Raw genomic sequence first — 16,644 nt, 5'->3', positions numbered from 1 at the left:
ATGAGTCTGACTTTCAGCAGCGCAATTTCCTGGTGGGCCAGGAACACGCCGGATACAGTCGCGATCCATGTGCTGGGCGAGACAATCTCCTATCGCACGTATGACAACCGGGGCGACCGCATCGCGGCGAGGCTGGTGGAGATGGGCGTCCGGCCGGGCGACCGTGTCGCCATCTGCGCGGGGAATTCCATCGACTACTGTGCGCTCATCCTCGGGGCGATACGGGCGGGTGCCATCGTGCTGCCCGTCAGCACGCGCCTGACCGCGCACGAGATTGGCGAGGTCTTCGCGGACACCACGCCGGCCCGCGCGTTCGCGGACGCGGCGAACCGCGCCAAGCTGGCTAGCACGGATGTCGCCGTGGTGGACATTGCGGAGGTTGCGCAGATGCGCGGCGACGCCGCCTTGCCGGACCTCCTGCCCGACGCCCCGGTCGCGATCATCACCACCAGCGGGTCGACGGCCAGGCCGAAAGGCGTGGTCTACTCGCACCGGTCGATGGCGAACGCCGTCGCCGAGTTCGTGCTGCATCTCCCCGGCTGCATCGCGCCGGGTGCACGTGCGCTGACCTGTGCGCCGCTCAGCACCTCCGCCGGCTTCGTCCAGCTCGTCACATACATGACTGCCGGGTCGACCTTCTACCTGGAGCCGGCCTTCGATGCCCAGCGCGCGCTGGACCTCATCCAGCAGGACCGGATCAACGTGTTCTGCGGCGCGCCGATCTTCCCCGAGCGCATCACCGCCTGCCCCGGGTTTGCCGAGGCCGACCTGAGCAGCCTGCGCCTGGTGACGGTGGGCGGCGCGGCGGTTAGCCGCGCGTTGCTCGATACGTGGAAGCAGAAGGGCGTCATCATCCGCCAGATGTACGGCCAAACGGAGATCGGCGGCTATGCGACGGTCATGCCGGCCGACCGCGCGGTGGACTCGCCGGAGAAATGCGGACGCGGTGGCATCTTCACCGACCTGCGCATCGTGGGCGACGACGGCAAGTTCTGCCCGCCCGGCCAGCCCGGGGAGATCGTGCTGCGCGGCCCGGGCATGATGCTGGGCTACTGGAACAATCCCGAGGCCACGGCGGCGGTGATCCGCGATGGCTGGCTGTACACCGGCGACATCGGCGTGCTCGACGAGGACGGACTGCTGACCTTCGTCGACCGCAAGAAGGACATCATCATCTCCGGCGGTCTGAACATCTCGGCTGCCGAAGTCGAGAGCGTCATTCTTCAGTTCCACGACATCGAGGAAGCGGTGGTCATCGCCGCGCCGGATGAGAAGTTCGGCGAGACGCCGCTGGCCGTGGTCCATGCGAGCCGCGCGATCAGCGTGGAGGAGATCATCGCCCACTGCAACGAGCGGCTGGCCGCCTACAAGGTGCCGCGCTACCTGGTGCTGTCGGACGAACCGCTGCCGCGCCTGGCGACCGGAAAGCTATCGAAGGTGGCGCTGCGCGAGAAGTATCGCGACATGGTCGCGACGCTGCCGCGCGTGCGTTGAGCATCGATCCTGTGCCGACTGACATGACACAACCCACACCTGCCAGCGCTGCCAGCCTGCTCCGTGGAACGCGCGTCGAACTGTCCCGCGACGAATCGAGCGCGACGCTTGCGCTGTTCAATCCGCCGCACGGCTATTTCGATGCGCAGAGCGAGCGGGAATTTCTCGAAGCGTTCGACCTGATCGACGCGCAGGCCGACATCCGCACGGTCATCGTGACGGGGCAAGATCCCGGCGTGTTCGTGCGGCACTATGATGTTGGCGTGCTGGCACGGCGCGGCCGCACGCTTGTCGAGCGCGATCTCCGTTTCAGCCCCCAGGCACCGCCGACGGAGTCGGGGTTCCATCGCTGCACGGCCCGCCTCGCCAGCCCGGAGCGGATTTCGGTCGCGGCGATCAACGGCTGGTGCATGGGCGGCGGCCTGGAACTGGCGCTGGCCTGCCACCTGCGGTATGCGCAGAATGGCGACTACCGCCTCGGCCTGCCCGAAGTCGAACTGGGCCTGATTCCCGGCGGCGGCGGTACGCAGCGGCTGGGATGGGCGGTGGGGCATGCCAGGGCGCTGGAGATGCTGCTGCGGGGGACGTGTGTCGAACCGGCGGAAGCGACGCGGATCGGTCTCGTTCATGCCGTCGTGCCGGATGCCGTGGCCCATGCGCGCGCCGTCGCGCGCCAACTGGCGCGACGGGCGCCGGGCGCGCTGACCCATCTCGTCAGGCTGAATCAGGCGGCGCGGGAGGCCGACGAAGGCGCCGGGATGGCGCTGGAGCGCGGCGCCTTCGCGGAACTGCTGCGCAGTCCGCACGCGCTGCGGCGCATGGAGGATTTCAATGCCGGCCACCAGCCGTTTCCCGACCTGAACACTGTTGTCCAAAGTCTTGAGGAAAAACCAGCATGAACCAGCAAGCCGCTGAAGTCACCGCGCAGTCGCATGGCAGGACTGTCCAGGCAATCGAGTCGCTGAGCCCGAGCCAGATCGAGGCCATCCGCCGCATCCCGGCACACGACCAGGCCACGCATGTGAGCGTGATGGAACGCCGGCCCGTGGAGATCTTCGTCGACCCGGTGCACTTCGCGTTGGAGCAGTCGTCGATCTTCAAGCAGTTCGGGATGCCGGTCGCGCTGTCGGTCCAGTTGCCGGAGAACAACATGTTCCTGGCGCTGGAGGCGTATGGCCTGCCCATCCTGTTGAGCCGCGATGGCGGGGGCGAAGTCAGGGCGTTCCTCAATGCTTGTCAGCACAAGGGCTCGAAAGTGGTTGAGCGCACGGATGCGTTCAAGGCCGCGCGGGTCAGTTGCCCGTACCACGCGTGGACGTTCAGCCTGGACGGCAGGCTGGTCGGCGTGCCGCGCCAGGAAGTGTTCGCCGGGCTGTGCAAGGAAGACCACGGACTCGCCCCGCTCGCGAGCCGGGAAGCCGGCGGCCTGATCTGGGTGATGCTCGACGCCGCCGCCCCGCCCGATTTCTCCAAGCTGAACGACGAATTGCTGGCCGACTTCGAGGCGCTGAATCTGCCTCGGCTGCACCTGTACGGCCACAAGACCTTCCATCTCGATGCCAACTGGAAGCTGGTCATCGAGCCGTTCCTGGAGGGCTACCACGTCCAGCGCCTGCATGCCGCCACCGTTGGCCCGCTGTTCGCCGATGTCCCGACTGTGCCTAGCCAGCTTGGCGACCACATCCGGCAGGTATCGGGCAAGGCGAACTTCGAGCCGTCCATGCTGGACGCGCCCGGCGAGAGCATCCACAAAACCGTGACGATCACCTACGTGGCGTTCCCCAACGTCGTGGTGGTGACCAGTCCGTACTACGTCAGCGTGATGATCATCAAGCCCGGGGCCGCCGGGAAGTCGACGGTCGAGTATTTCATGCTGACGCGGGACCCGGCCGACAACGACAAGGCGAGGGAGCTGTTCGGAAAGTCCTACGAGATGATCGTCAACGTATTCGGGAACGAGGACTTCCGAGCAGCCTGCATCTCGCAGGTGGGGCTCGCGTCCGGCGCGATCAAGGAACTCATTTATGGCGGGCTGGAGACCCAGATTCCCGTGTTCTACCGCATCCTCGAGCGCCACTTTGACAAGGGTTGAGCGGGAGGCCGTCCGCCGGGCAGGGCGACAGCACAAGGCTCGGCGTAACGCCGCCCGGATCAGGGCATGAGCTTAAGGCGCCGTGCGATTGCCACGGCCTGCGTGCGGTTCTGCGCCTGGAGCTTCGCGCTGATATTGCGCAGGTGGGTACGGATCGTGCTATCGGAGACAAACAGCTTCTCGGCCATTGCGCTGTTCGAATAGCCTTCCGCGACCAGTTGCAGTACACGCACCTCCTTGCGCGAAAGGGCCTCGACGATCTGCGGACCACTGGCATCTTCGTCGGCCTCAATCGGGCCGCAGATCTTGAGCAAGCGCTGGAGGTAGTCGACGAAGATGGGATCCCTGCGCGGGCCGTCGCTGCCGGAGACGGTCGCGTAGACACGCTGGATCAACTGCGCCGCCGCAGCGCCTTCGTCGAGGATCAGGCGCACGTAACCTTCCTGGCAAGCCAGCAGCAGGATTTTCGACATCAGCGTCGTGGCGGTGCCCAGGTCTCCCGACTTCGCAGTGGCCAGCGCGCGCAGCACTTCCAGCTTGAACGCGCGCCTGCCCAGGCCGCGCTGGCGGGCTTCGCGGAACGCGTCGAGCAGGCGCCGCGCCACGGCGGCGGCATCGCCAAAGGTCATCTCCCAGCGCATCTGGGCCAGTTCAATGTAGTCGAGGTCGTGGACGACCTGCCGGTGCTTGCGAACCCACGTCCAGACCGCCTGGTCGTTGGCGCGCTCCAGTTCGACGCGCGAGCCGAGGCTGTTGCCCTGCAGCAGCAGGAGCCGCGACCGTTCCAGGCGCGCCGTCGCGATCAGGCGCGGCAACTGCCGGTTCTGGCCGATGTATTCGAGCTGGATCAGATGCTGGAAAGCCTGGTCGATGTCGCCACGGCAGAAAGCGATGCGAGCCAGGATCAGGTGGCAACTGATCAGGCGCTCGGGCAGGCCGAGGTCGCGCGCCAGCGGCAGGTGAATGTTGAGCAGGTGCTCGGTCTGGTCGAACTGGTTCGTCTCGTACATGGTGTCCGCGAGCAGTACCGCGGCCCAGGCATTGACGTTGCTGTGTGTGGCACCGCCGGGCTGGTCGGGGCCAACTGCCATGCGAAAGCGCGCCATTGCATGGCGCAGCCGACCCTGCTGCAGGTCGAGTACGCCTTCGAGGCAGTCGGAGTACATCCGGTTGAAGGCGCTGTCCGGATAGGCGCTGCGGGTCAGGGCCGTCAGGCGCTGCGATTCCTCCTGATCGCCTAGCGTCGCGGCGAGGTGCGACATGCAGTTGATCAGCACCGAGTCCGCGAACGGGAGGCCCGTGGGCAGGCTCGGGACGATCTCCTTGCAGGCGGCAAAGGCCTCGTCGAAGCGGTCCGTCATGGTGAGCAGAAAGATGCTCAGCACTTTCACGTTGAACGCTACCGTCTCGTCGCCGCTGTGGAGGCAGCCGGACCGCTTGAGCAGTTCCCACGCATCGCGCGGACCGCGCGTAAAGCAGATGGCCCATGCCCAGGTGACCAGCAGCAGCGGATGCTCCGCGACCAGATGCTCCGGAACCTGCGAGAACCAGCGCGCAAGCAGCCGCAGGCGGCCCTGCTTCAGGAAATCGGGTGCGTGCTGCGACAACAGGCTGAGCGCGTAGGGATGGTCGCCGCCATCGATGGCATGGTCGATGGCAGGCCCCGGCCGGCTGTGTGACTCGTACCAGCCCGACGCGGCAAGGTGCAGCCGCGCCACTTCGTTCGGCAGTTCCAGCGCCAGTTGCGAGCGCAGGTAGTCCGCGAAGAGATGGTGATAGCGATAGGCATGCTGCTCGCCCGGGATCGGAGTCAGGAACAGGCTGGTGGAGGCGAGATGTTCGAGCATCTCCGCGCTGTTGTGCGCCGGGCAGAGGGACTGGCACAGGGCCGGATTCAGTTGCTTCAGGATGCTGGTGCGCAGCAGGAACTGGCGGACCTCCGGCGCCTGGCGCGACAGCACGTCCTCGGCGAGAAAATCGGCCACCGCCTGGCTCGACCCTGAGAAATGTTCGATGAACTTGCCTTCGTCGCCGTGCTGCGCGAGGGTAATCGACGCTAGCCACAGGGCCGTCACCCAGCCCTCGGTCTTGGCGTGCAGGCGCAATACGTCCTCCGCCGGCAGCGAGTCGAGCCGATGCTGTTTGATGAACTCCCGGGTCTCGTCCAGCGTGAAGCGCAGTTGCTCGGCGTCGATCTCCAGAAGCTGGCCACGGGCGCGCAGGCGTCCGAGGCCCAGGTTGGGAACGCTGCGCGAACCGACGACGATCTGGCTGCGCCGGGGCAGGCGGTCGATGATCTCGCGCAGCAGCTTGAGCACGTCCGGATCGTGGATCACCTCGAATTCATCGAGAAACAGCACGAGCGGCGATGGGTGGGACGCAAGCATCTCGATCGTTTCGAGCGGCGTCGTCGCGCCCCGGCGGTCCGGCCAAAGATTCGCCGCCGCCATCGACAGCCCCCTGAGCAGGCGCTCGGGGCTGTTGTCCTGCTGGTCGAGGGTGAGCCAGGCGGTTTCGATTCCCGATTGCTCCAGGCAGGCCCGCGCCTGGTTCATCACCGTCGTCTTGCCGAAGCCCGCCGGCGCGCGCAGCAGCACCAGCTTGGCGATGCTGGCATTGCAGATCAGGCTGGACAGGGCAGGGCGCGCGACCTGATCGGGCGTGACGGGAGGCTGTTCGAGCTTGGCTGCGAAATTGGCGGCGGAATTGGTAGCGAATGGGCCAGGGGAGGGGCGCATCGGGGACGTCTCGTAATCATAGTTATGGCCTCGCTGGCATGCTCCGGGAGTCGGAGAGCAGGGCCAGGGGGCGTAGTGATTGTAGCGCGCAGCGATCGGGCAGTGTTCCCCCGGCGGCTCCGCTGACTCGTCGAAAACGACGATATTGCGCTGGACATCGCACCAGAGCCGCTTTCGCCCTCCACTTCGCGGATACGATTGCCGCTCGTGTCCAATCCATCCGTGAATCATGACTCTGCACAACGGCTCGCGCCCCGGTGAGGCTGCCCAGGGGACATTCCATCTCGATGCCGCCCGGCTGGAGCGCTGGCTGGAGGAGAACGTCAGCGGCTTCCGCGGTCCCGTCAGCGTCTCCCGGTTCCAGGGCGGGCAGTCGAATCCGACGTACCGCCTGACCTCGCCGTCCGGCACCTATGTGCTGCGCAGCAAGCCGGCACCGAAGGCGCGGCTGTTGCCGTCGGCGCATGCTATCGAACGCGAATTCCGCATACAGCGCGCGCTGGCCGGCACGGACGTGCCGGTGGCCAAGGTCTACGCGCTCTGCGAGGACGAGGCGGTTATCGGACGTGCCTTTTATGTCATGGAGTGCCTGCAGGGGCGCGTGTTCTGGGATCCGTCGCTGCCGGGGATGGCGCCGGCGGAGCGTGCCGCCATCTATCACGCGATGCATGATGCACTGGCGGCCCTGCATCGGGTGAAACCCGGAGAGGCGGGGCTGTCGGATTTCGGAAAGCCCGGCAACTACTTCCAGCGGCAGATCGAGCGCTGGTCGAAGCAGTACCGCAGCAGCGAAACCGCCCGGATCGCCGCGATGGACGAACTGATGGAGTGGCTTCCCTCTCACATCCCGCCGGAAGACGCGCCGCCGGTGTCCATCGTCCACGGCGATTTCCGCATCGACAACCTGATCTTCCATCCGACCGAGCCTGTCGTCCTCGGCATCCTCGACTGGGAACTGTCGACGCTCGGGCATCCGCTGGCCGACTTCAGTTACCTCTGCATGTACTGGGACATTCCGCCCGACGTTTTTCGCGGCCTCGGCGGCCTGGACCTCGCCGCGCTCGGCATTCCGGACATGCACGCATACCGCGACAGCTACCTCGCCTCGACGGGCCTCACCGTGACGGGCGACTGGAACTTTTACCTCGCCTACAACCTCTTCCGCATGGCTGCCATCCTGCAGGGAGTGCTGAAGCGGGCGCTCGACGGCATGGCGGCGTCGGACGATTCGATCCGCAATGGCCTGCAGGTGGCGGCGCTGGCGGAACTCGGGCTGGAGCGTGCGCGCCAGGCAAATCGCTGACGCATCGATCGCGCGTCAAAACGTCGGATAAGACGATTACCGGGAATCGGTAAGCCCCGAGAATGCATCTCACCTCATCAAACCATTGGTCCGCGATCACGCGGCAGACACAGAGATGCGCTCCTTCGTCGCGCCCCTGGGCGAGATTCGATTCATCCTTCGCGAACTGCTTGATGTGGACCGCGAGCTATCCGGCCTGCCGGCCTATCGCGGGCTCGGCGCGGACACTTGCGAGCAGGTCATTGGCGCGGCGGCGCGCTACGCCGAGGATGTTGTCGCGCCGTTGAACGCGCGCGGCGACCGCGAAGGATGCGTGCTCGAAGCCGGTGAAGTCCGGACGCCTCACGGCTACGCAGCGGCATATCGCGCCTTCGTCGAGCAAGGCTGGCCGGCCCTGGCCTGCCGCGCGGAAGATGGCGGGCAGGCCTTGCCGTCGCTGCTGAACAATGTTCTCTACGAGTTCCTGAACGCCACCTGTCCCGCGTGGAGCATGTATCCGGCGCTGGCGCATGGCGCGTATCACACGCTGCGCCACTACGGCAGCGAGGCGTTGCGCCGGCTCTATCTGCCGAAACTGGTGTCGGGCGAGTGGACCGCGACGATGTGCCTGACCGAACCGCAGAGCGGCTCGGATCTTGGCACGGTGCGCTGCCGCGCCGAAGCGGAGGGCCACGGCGCGTGGCGGCTCAGTGGTGCCAAGCTATTCATTTCCGGCGGGGACCATGACCTCGCGGAGAACATCGTCCATCTGGTCCTCGCACGCCTGCCCGGTGCGCCGGCGGGAAGCCGCGGGGTGTCGCTGTTCGTCGTGCCGAAGTTCATCCCTGATGCGGTCGGACGGCCCGGTGTGCGCAATGCCGTCCGCGTCACTGGCATCGAGCACAAGATGGGCATTTGCGGCAGCGCCACCTGCGCGATGCAGTTCGACGGCGCGGTCGGCTGGCTGGTCGGAGCGCCCCACTGCGGTCTCTCGAATGCTTTCGTGATGATGAACGCCGCCCGGCTTGGCGTTGGGGTGCAGGCCGTTGGCATCGCGGAAGCGGCCAGCCAGGCGGCCATCGACTACGCGCGCCAGCGTCGGCAGGGCAGGGCCGCGAACATTGCCACTGAAGCCGCACCGATCATCGCCCACGCGGAAGTCCGCCGGATGCTGCTCACGCAGAAGGCGTGGGTGGAAGGCGGGCGCATGCTCGCATACTGGCTCGGGCTTCAGCTCGACGTGGAAGCGCACCACGAGGACCCGCACGCCCGTCAGCGCGCCGAAGACCTGGTGGCGCTGCTCACGCCAGTCGCCAAGGCATTCCTGACGGACAATGCATCGGCCTGCGCCAACCTCGCCATACAGGTGCATGGCGGCTACGGCTACATGGTCGAGACCGGCGTCGAACAGCTTGTGCGCGACGCGCGCATCATGCAGATCTATGAAGGCTCCAACGGCATCCAGGCCATCGACCTGCTGGGCCGCAAGGTCATTGCCGACGACGGGCGCCGCTTGCGTGTATTCCTCGACCTGATCGCCGTGTGGCTGGCATCGCCCGGCGCGCAAACGGCGCCCGCGTCCATGAGACAAAGGCTCGGCAGCCTCGCGGCGGACGTCGAGGTGTTGAGCCGGGAGCTTTCCGCATGCGTGGCAAGCGATCCCCATCTGGTCGGCGCGGTGGCCACGGACTATTTGCGCATCATCGGCCATCTGGCCTTCGCCTACCTCTTCGCCCGTTCCGCTGCCACGTGCGCCGCGCGGGCCGTTGCGGGAGATCCCTTTTTCCAGGCCCGACACGCCGTCGCGGCTTTCTATTTCAACCGCCTCCTGCCCGAAGCCGACGCATGCCTGGCCGCCATCCGTGCCTGTGATGGCGACTTCGCGGTGCGGGACGACGCCATCCTCTTTTTCTAAGGGCGCCCGCGTCCGTCCCGTGAACGGGACGAACACCCGCGCCGCGTACTCACGTACTCATCGAGATCACCATGACTGAAGCCTATATTTATGATCACGTCCGCACGCCACGCGGCCGTGGGCGTGCGGACGGCGCGCTGCATGCCATCACGCCGGTGGAACTGGCCAGCCAGGTGCTTGCGGCGCTGAAGACGCGCACCCGGCTTGATACCCGCGAGCTGGAGGATGTGGGACTGGGTATCGTCACGCCTGTCGGGGAGCAGGGCGCGGACATGACGCGCGCGGCCATCCTCAATGCGGGGTATGGCGAACACCTGCCCGGCTATCAGGTGAACCGCTTCTGTACCTCTGCGCTGGATGCCGTCAATCAGGGCGTGAGCCTGATCCGTGCCGGACAGGCGCAGGCGGTGGTCGGCGGCGGCGTGGAGTCGATGTCACGGGTGGCGATGGGGTCCGACGGCGGCGCCAACTATACAGACCCCCGGATCGGCCATCGCTATCCCTATATCCCGAACGGCGTCGCGGCAGACCTGATGGCAACGTTATGGGGCTTCTCCCGCAGCGACGTGGATGCGTTTGCCGTCGAAAGCCAGCGACGCGCCGCGCACGCGCGCGCATCCGGCTATTTCGAACGATCGCTCGTCGCGGTGCGCGACCTGCTGGGCGAGTCCGTTCTCGCGCGGGACGAGGCCGTGCGTCCGGGCACGACGATCGAAGACCTCGCCCGGCTCAAGCCGTCCTTCACCAGCTTGGGCGAGGCGGGCTACAACGCCGTCGTGCAGCAGTGCTATCCGCACGTCGAGGCGATCGAGCATATCCATACCAGCGGCAATTCCAGCGGGATCGTCGACGGCGCTTGCGTGGTGCTGCTGGGCACGCGCGAGTTCGGCGAGCACAGTGGGATCAGGCCCCGCGCGCGGATTCGCGGCTATGTATCGGCCGCGTCGGAGCCGCTGCTGAGCCTCGGTGGGCCCATGCCGGCCACATCGAAGCTGCTGGACCGGCTGGGCATGGGCATCGCGGACATCGACCTGTTCGAGATCAACGAAGCCTTCGCCGTCGTGCCGATGGCCTACATGAAGACCTTCGACATTCCCCACGACCGCGTCAACGTGAATGGCGGAGCGATCGCGCTCGGCCATCCGCTGGGGGCAACGGGCGCGATCCTACTGGGCACGCTGCTCGACGAACTGGAACGCCGCGACCTGACCACCGGCCTCGTCACGCTGTGCGCGGCCGCGGGCCAGGCCACGGTCACCATTATCGAACGCATCTGAGCCATCACCATGAATACCATTGATTTCGAAGTCGACGCCGAAGGCGTCGCGCGCGTCAGCATCAACGTGCCCGATCGCCCGATGAATGTTTTCGTGCCAGATCTGGTCGCGGACCTGGCCGAGGTTGTGCAGCGCGTGCGCCAGCAGGGCGGAATTCGCGGCGCGGTCATCACGTCCGGCAAGCGCGGCGGCTTCGTTGCCGGCGCGGACCTGAAGGACTTCGTCACGGCATACGACCGCAACGTCACGGCGGAGATGGCGCGCGATTCGGTGCTGCAAGCGTCGAAGATCCTGCGCGACCTGGAGACCTGCGGCAAGCCCGTCGCCGCCGCCATCAACGGCGTGGCGCTAGGCGGTGGCTATGAGCTATGCCTGGCTTGTCACTATCGCGTGCTGGTGGATGATCCCAGGGCGGTGGTCGGCCTGCCGGAGGTCACGGTCGGACTGCTGCCGGGCGGCGGCGGGACGCAGCGCCTGCCCCGGCTGATCGGCATCGAGCGCGCCATGCCGCTGCTGCTGGAGGGCGGCCACGTCAAACCGGCGGAGGCCCTGCGGATCGGTATGGTGGATGCCGTCGTCCCGGCGGATCAGCTCTACGCTACGGCCCGCGCGTGGGTCCTCGCCAATCCCGGCGCTTGCCAGCCGTGGGACGTCAAGGGCTTCCGCGTACCCGGCGGCGCCGGCCCGTTGGCGCCGCACGCGATGACGACGTTCGGCGTGGGCGTGGCGGCCTCGCATGGCCGGCACAGCGGCAACTACCCCGCGCCTGCGGCCATCCTGTCTTGCGTCTACGAAGGCACGCAACTGCCGATTGATGCCGCGCTTCGCGTCGAGGTGAACTACTTCGCCACCCTGCTCTCCGGCCCCGTGGCGAGAAACCTGATGCGCACGCTATTCGTCAACAAGCTGGCGGCCGAGAAGGGTGCGGCGCGGCCCGCCGGGATTCCCCCGAAGCCCGTGTGCAAGCTCGGCGTGGTCGGCGCTGGCATGATGGGCAGCGGCATCGCACATGCAGCCGCCGTGGCGGGCATCGAGGTCGTGCTGCTCGATGTGGACCTGGCTGCCGCCGAGAAGGGCAAGGCCCGTTGCACCGGACTGCTGGCCAGGGAGGTGACGAAGGGCCGCCTCACCGATGTCTCTGCGGAAGAGATCGCCGCACGCATCCGGGCAACCGACGCTTTCGCGTTGCTGGACGGCTGCGATCTGGTTGTCGAGGCCGTCTTCGAACAGCGGGAAGTGAAGGCCGATGTCATCCGCAAGGCGGAGGCGGTACTGTCGCCGTCCGCGGTCTTTGCGAGCAATACGTCGACGCTGCCGATCACCGGACTGGCAAGCGAAAGCGCCCGGCCGGCGCAGTTCATCGGCATCCACTTCTTTTCGCCGGTCGACCGGATGCCGCTCGTCGAGGTCATCGTCGGCAAGGAAACGGCACCTGCAACGCTCGCGCACGCGCTCGATTTCGTCCGGCAACTGCGTAAGACGCCGATCGTCGTCAACGACAGCCCGGGCTTCTACACCAGCCGGGTGTTCTGCGCCTATATCGACGAAGGCATGGCGATGCTGGCCGAAGGCATCGCGCCGGCGCTGATCGAGAACGCGGCTAAGCAGGCGGGCATGTCAACCGGCCCACTTGCCGTCACCGACGAAGTGTCACTCGACTTGCAGAAGCGCGTAATCGACCAGGCCGTCGCCGATGGCCTGCCGGCGTCCTCGTTGCGGCAGCATGCGCAACCCGTCATCGAGAAGTTCAACACCCTGGGCCGCCTGGGGCGCAAGGCCGGGAAGGGCTTTTACAGCTATCCGGACGACGGCAGAAAGCGCCTGTGGACCGGGCTGTCCGATCTCTATCCGGTGCAGGTCGTCCAGCCGAGCGTGGAAGACGTCAGGAGCCGCCTGCTCTGCATCCAGGCGCTCGAAGCCGCGCGCTGCGTGGAAGAGGGTGTCGTGACGAGCGCGGCTGACGCCGACATCGGCGCCGTGCTCGGCATCGGCTTTCCGTCGTGGACAGGGGGCACGCTGTCGCTGATCGAGACGATGGGCCTTGAAGCATTCGTCGCCGAATGCGACCGGCTGGCCGACCGGCACGGCGCGCGCTTCCGTCCTTCCGGTTGGCTGCGGCGCCGCGCCGGCGCGAACGACAGGTTCCACCCCCGTCCCGTGCAGTAAGCCCTTGCGAGGAACGCCATGAGACGCACGCATTTTGAGCCGGATCACCATGCCTTCCGCGACAGTGTGGCCCGCTTCTTCCAGGGAGAAATCGGCCCGCATACCGCGCGCTGGCGCGAACAGGGCTTCGTGGACCGCAGCGCCTTCCTCAAGGCCGGCGAACAGGGCTACCTGCTGATGTGGGCGCCGGAGGCCTATGGCGGGCCGGGCCTGAAGGACCTGCGCTACGAGCAGGTCCTGTACGAGGAGAACGTCCGCCACGGCGACATTGGCTTCTACATCAACCTGCACTCGCGCGTGGTCGCGCCGTACCTGGGCGCATTCGCATCGGAGGCGCAGAAGGCGCGCTTCCTGCCACCGGCCATTCGGGGGGAGAAGATCCTCGCCATCGCCATGACGGAACCGGATGCCGGCAGCGACCTCGCGGGCATGAAGTCCAGCGCAAAGGACATGGGCGACCACTGGCTGCTCAATGGTGCGAAGACCTATATCTCCAACGGGACGCAGGCGGACCTCGTCATCGTTGCCGCCCGCACTGACCCCGGGAGCCGGCACGCCATCGGCCTGTTCGTCGTCGAGGCCGGCATGCCCGGCTTCACGCGAGGGCGGAAGCTGAAGAAGATCGGGCTGCATGCGCAGGACACGGCGGAACTCTTCTTTGACAACGTCAGGATCCCGAAGGAGAACGTGCTCGGCGATCCGGCCAGGGGCTTCTTTTACATGTCGGAGCTGCTGGCCGAGGAGCGCCTGCAAGTCGCCATCGGCTCGATCGCGCATGCGCAGGTGGCGTTCGACCTGACGCTCGACTACGTCAGGCAACGGATGGCGTTCGGCAAGCCGGTCGGCACGTTCCAGCACGTGCGCTTCGAGATGGCCACCATGCGCGCGCAGCTTGACGCGGCGCAGGCGTTCGTCGACCACTGCGTGATGGAGGCCAATGCCGGCGAACTGACGGCGGTGGTCGCGTCGGAGGCGAAGCTGCTGGCGACCGAACTTGAGAACCGTGTGATCGACGCCTGCGTGCAGTTGCACGGCGGCGCCGGCTACATGGAGGAGTACCGGATCGCCAGGATGTACACCGACGCACGGGTCTCGCGCATCTTCGCCGGCGCGAACGAGATCATGAAGGAAATCATCGGGCGCAGCCTTGGCCTGGACGATAGGAAGAAGGCATGACGATCGCCCAACCTGGATGGTCGATGGTCGATGGTCGGGACCTGACTGCTCTGGAGATCTGACATGAATTTCGAAATCTCCGATGATCTGAAGGCGCTGCAGTTGCGTACGCGGCGCTTCATTGCCGAGCAGGTGATTCCGCTGGAGCGCGATCCCCGGCAGACGGCCCACGGGCCAAGTGAATCGCTGCGCCTTGAACTCGTTGCCAGGGCACGCGATGCCGGCCTGCTGACGCCCCATGCTTCGGTCGAGTCGGGCGGGTTGGGGCTGTCGCACCTGGCCAAGGCGATTGTGTTCGAGGAGGCGGGCTACTCTACTCTCGGCCCCACGGCGCTCAACATCGCGGCGCCGGACGAGGGCAACATTCACCTGATGGAAGCCGTCGCGACCCCGTCGCAGAAGGCGCGCTGGCTGCAGCCGCAAATCGAGGGAAAGATCCGCTCGTGCTTCTGCATGACGGAACCGGACCCGGGGGCGGGCTCCGATCCCGCCATGCTCCAGACGACGGCCGTGCGCGATGGCGACGGCTACGTGATCAACGGCAGCAAGTGGTTCATCACCGGCGCGGACGGCGCCTCGTACGCGATCATCATGGCGCGCATGGAGGACGGCCGCGCCACCATGTTCCTCTGCGACACGGACCGCCCCGGCTTTATCCACGAGCGGACGATGGACGCGCTGGATGCGTGCTTTACAGGCGGTCACGGCGTGATTCGCTTCGAGAACCTGCGGATTCCCGCCACCGACGTGCTGGGCGAGGTCGGGCAAGGCTTTCGCTACGCGCAAATCCGCCTCGCGCCGGCAAGGCTGACACACTGCATGCGCTGGCTGGGGCAGGCGCGCCGCGCGCACGACATTGCCTCGGACTACGCCGCGCGTCGCCACGCGTTCGGCAAGCCGCTCGGCAGCCACGAGGGCGTGGGCTTCATGCTGGCCGACAACGAGATGGACCTGCATACGGCCCGCCTGACGATCTGGCATTGCGCCTGGGTACTCGACCAGGGCGGGAAGGGACGCCACGAATCCAGCCTGGCCAAGGTGATCTGCTCTGAGGCCGAGTGGCGCGTGGTGGACCGCTGCGTGCAGATTCTCGGCGGGCAAGGCGTAACGCACGAGACGATCGTGGCGCGGATCTTCTCCGACATGCGCGCATTCCGGATCTACGACGGTCCTTCGGAAGTGCATCGCTGGAGCATTGCGAAACAGATTCTCCGCCATGCCGGCGGCGGTTCAGAGTAAGGAGCGAAAAGATGTGGAAAGAGAACGGGCAGGAGGCGGCAGCCTCTACGGTGCGCCGTGCGGCCGTGCTCGGCGCTGGCATCATGGGCGGCGGGATCGCCTACCAGAGCGCGTTGCGCGGCACGCCGGTCGTGATGAAGGATATCACTGCCGCGTCGCTCGACTTGGGCATGCGTGAGGCTGGCCGACTGCTGGGCAAGCAAGTCAGCGGCGGGAAGATGACCGGCGAGGCGGCACAGGCCGTGCTGTCGTCCATCGTCCCGACGCTCGACTACGGCGGCTTCGGGACGGTCGATGTCGTGGTGGAAGCCGTGGTCGAGAGCCTCGGCATCAAGCGTGGTGTCCTGGCCGAGGTGGAGGCACTGGTGCCGGCGCATGCCGTCCTGGCCTCGAATACTTCGTCGCTGTCGATCACCGATTTGGCGGCGAACCTAAAGCGGCCGGAGAACTTTGTCGGGATGCACTTCTTCAACCCGGTGCCGTCCATGCCGTTGGTGGAGGTGATTCGGGGGGAGCGAACCTCGGCGGCGGCTGTCGCCACCGTAGTCGACTACGCGCGCCGCTTGGGCAAGACGCCGGTAGTCGTGGCCGATTGTCCGGGATTCCTCGTCAATCGCATCCTGACCGCCTATATCCTGGCGTTTCTGCGCCTGGTGCGGGACGGCGTCGACTTCGTCGCCATCGACGAGGCGATGGAGGCATACGGCTGGCCAATGGGGCCGGCATATCTGCAGGACGTGGTGGGGATGGACACGGCGTCGCATGTCATCGAAGTCATCGGCAAAGGCTACGCGTCGCGCCTGAAGATCGACGGCGAGCATGCGGTCGCGCTGATGGCGCGAGCTGGCCGGCTGGGGCAGAAGAGCGGGGTCGGCTTCTACCGTTATGTCCGGGATGACAAGGGCAGGCCGGTGAAGTCGCCGGCGGACGACACCCATGCGCTCCTTGCCATGATCCAGCCCGGTGGGACCCGCGCCATGGACGTGGAGGAAATTGTCGCCCGAATGATGCTGCCGATGGTAATTGAGGCGGCACATTGCCTTGAGTCAGGGGTTGCGGCGTCCGCTGCGGACATTGACATGAGCCTGGTCCTCGGGCTCGGCTTCCCGCGCCAGATTGGCGGTGCACTGCACCATGCCGACGCGCTCGGTGCCCGGGAGGTGCTGGCGGCTTGCGAGCGCCTGGCGGAGTTGGGCGACCTGTACAGGCCGACCGCCGGCATGGTCTTACTGGCCGAACGAAATGGCCGCTACTTCGAATAACGG

At 66.5% G+C, this 16,644-nt stretch carries 11 protein-coding genes; 10 read left to right on the top strand and 1 reads right to left on the bottom strand.

Annotated features, from left to right (window positions below):
- From RM96_RS22850 to RM96_RS22840, 3 genes are read left to right on the top strand one after another with little or no spacing between them, the layout of a single operon-like run.
- On the top strand, positions 1 to 1,494 hold the full coding sequence (locus tag RM96_RS22850; protein WP_039013904.1) for a class I adenylate-forming enzyme family protein: 1,494 nt from the start codon (positions 1 to 3) through the stop codon (positions 1,492 to 1,494).
- A 23-nt stretch (positions 1,495 to 1,517) separates the two neighbouring features.
- Entirely contained in the window at positions 1,518 to 2,393 is an 876-nt protein-coding gene (locus RM96_RS36435; protein ID WP_052279677.1) for an enoyl-CoA hydratase/isomerase family protein, read from the top strand.
- Complete coding sequence (locus RM96_RS22840; protein ID WP_039013903.1) at positions 2,390 to 3,586, top strand: aromatic ring-hydroxylating oxygenase subunit alpha; 1,197 nt, start codon at positions 2,390 to 2,392, stop codon at positions 3,584 to 3,586. The genes RM96_RS36435 and RM96_RS22840 overlap by 4 nt, the downstream gene beginning before the upstream one ends.
- A gap of 59 nt (positions 3,587 to 3,645) precedes the next feature.
- Here RM96_RS22840 and RM96_RS22835 read toward each other — a convergent pair whose 3' ends face one another.
- Positions 3,646 to 6,324: a LuxR C-terminal-related transcriptional regulator gene (locus RM96_RS22835; RefSeq protein ID WP_052279676.1), complete on the bottom strand. Its 2,679-nt coding sequence runs from the start codon at positions 6,322 to 6,324 to the stop codon at positions 3,646 to 3,648.
- 229 nt (positions 6,325 to 6,553) lie between these two features.
- Here RM96_RS22835 and RM96_RS22830 point away from each other — a divergent pair, with 229 nt between their 5' ends.
- The 7 genes from RM96_RS22830 to RM96_RS22800 all read left to right on the top strand — a co-directional run bounded on the left by RM96_RS22830 (position 6,554) and on the right by RM96_RS22800 (position 16,641).
- Complete coding sequence (locus RM96_RS22830; protein ID WP_039013902.1) at positions 6,554 to 7,627, top strand: phosphotransferase; 1,074 nt, start codon at positions 6,554 to 6,556, stop codon at positions 7,625 to 7,627.
- A 115-nt stretch (positions 7,628 to 7,742) separates the two neighbouring features.
- Complete coding sequence (locus tag RM96_RS22825; RefSeq protein ID WP_039013901.1) at positions 7,743 to 9,521, top strand: acyl-CoA dehydrogenase; 1,779 nt, start codon at positions 7,743 to 7,745, stop codon at positions 9,519 to 9,521.
- 71 nt (positions 9,522 to 9,592) lie between these two features.
- Complete coding sequence (locus RM96_RS22820) at positions 9,593 to 10,798, top strand: acetyl-CoA C-acetyltransferase (RefSeq protein WP_039013900.1); 1,206 nt, start codon at positions 9,593 to 9,595, stop codon at positions 10,796 to 10,798.
- A gap of 9 nt (positions 10,799 to 10,807) precedes the next feature.
- Positions 10,808 to 12,964, top strand: coding sequence for a 3-hydroxyacyl-CoA dehydrogenase NAD-binding domain-containing protein (locus RM96_RS22815; RefSeq protein ID WP_039013899.1), 2,157 nt, complete (start codon positions 10,808 to 10,810; stop codon positions 12,962 to 12,964).
- Between the two features lie 18 nt (positions 12,965 to 12,982).
- Positions 12,983 to 14,140, top strand: a complete 1,158-nt coding sequence (locus RM96_RS22810) for an acyl-CoA dehydrogenase family protein (protein ID WP_039013898.1) — start codon at positions 12,983 to 12,985, stop codon at positions 14,138 to 14,140.
- A 63-nt stretch (positions 14,141 to 14,203) separates the two neighbouring features.
- A complete protein-coding gene (locus RM96_RS22805) occupies positions 14,204 to 15,379 on the top strand; it encodes an acyl-CoA dehydrogenase family protein (protein WP_039013897.1) in 1,176 nt (391 codons plus the stop codon).
- A gap of 11 nt (positions 15,380 to 15,390) precedes the next feature.
- The gene (locus tag RM96_RS22800; RefSeq protein WP_052279675.1) at positions 15,391 to 16,641 is read left to right on the top strand and encodes a 3-hydroxyacyl-CoA dehydrogenase NAD-binding domain-containing protein; all 1,251 of its coding nucleotides are present in this window, start codon (positions 15,391 to 15,393) and stop codon (positions 16,639 to 16,641) included.
- Positions 16,642 to 16,644: the final 3 nt, after the last annotated feature.

The organism is Cupriavidus sp. IDO (assembly GCF_000812465.1).
Lineage (GTDB): Bacteria > Pseudomonadota > Gammaproteobacteria > Burkholderiales > Burkholderiaceae > Cupriavidus.
Note: the sequence above shows the minus strand (reverse complement) of the source record. Positions and strands in the feature narration are given on the sequence as shown.